1 protein-coding gene is annotated in these 664 nt (G+C 39.6%); it reads right to left on the bottom strand.

Annotation, left to right across the window (positions count from 1 at the left end; all coding sequences use genetic code 11):
- Positions 1 to 475 precede the first annotated feature (475 nt).
- Positions 476 to 664 (bottom strand): IS66 family transposase (locus ACTQ53_RS17555; protein WP_441934604.1); only part of this gene is annotated, 189 nt, incomplete at its 5' end.

The following is a 664-nucleotide window of genomic DNA, read 5'->3' as shown; positions in this document are numbered from 1 at the left end:
AGCGATTTCTCGACAGATATTCACCAGCGGAGCCAATTGCTATGTTTCACTCAGAATGACCACACTGGTCATGCTGGATTCAAAATATGCCCCTTTTTAAAGTGGGCTCAGGAGTTAAGACGTATGTCTTGCTGCTTAAAAACTACGACAAAAAGACTATTGTCTTAACTCCTCAGCGACCGTAGGGAGCGATAACTCCTTTAACTTCATTAACTTCTGAACTTGCGAAACTTGAATTAACAACTTATGCTTTTTTGTCAACAATTTCTTTTCCATATACCTTATTATATACACGTACCTTATTATATATATTACTTTTTCTGAAAGTCATGTTTAATAATTAGGCATGTTTTTTCTGATAGGCCACACTTTGACCAACAGTTTGACCAACAGTTTGACCAACAGTTTGAGTCATATTCAGCAACTTCTCATTTATTGTAACTACTCAGCACCCCTATGGGCATGAGTAATCGTCTTACTGTTGTACTACAGCAAGAATTGCATTGAATTTAGAATTTCCGTTCTTCATAGCAGTTTCAGCGATGGAGTGCAGCTTGGCAAAATCATCGGCACCGCCGTCTGTTCGGAAGCAACCGCTGACTTTCTGCTTTATCTTGATTTTCCTAACTCCCCGCTCACTGGCATTGTTCTCGTAAGGCACACT

The organism is Prevotella sp. Sow4_E9_plate (assembly GCF_052116205.1).
GTDB lineage: Bacteria > Bacteroidota > Bacteroidia > Bacteroidales > Bacteroidaceae > Prevotella.
Note: the sequence above shows the minus strand (reverse complement) of the source record. Positions and strands in the feature narration are given on the sequence as shown.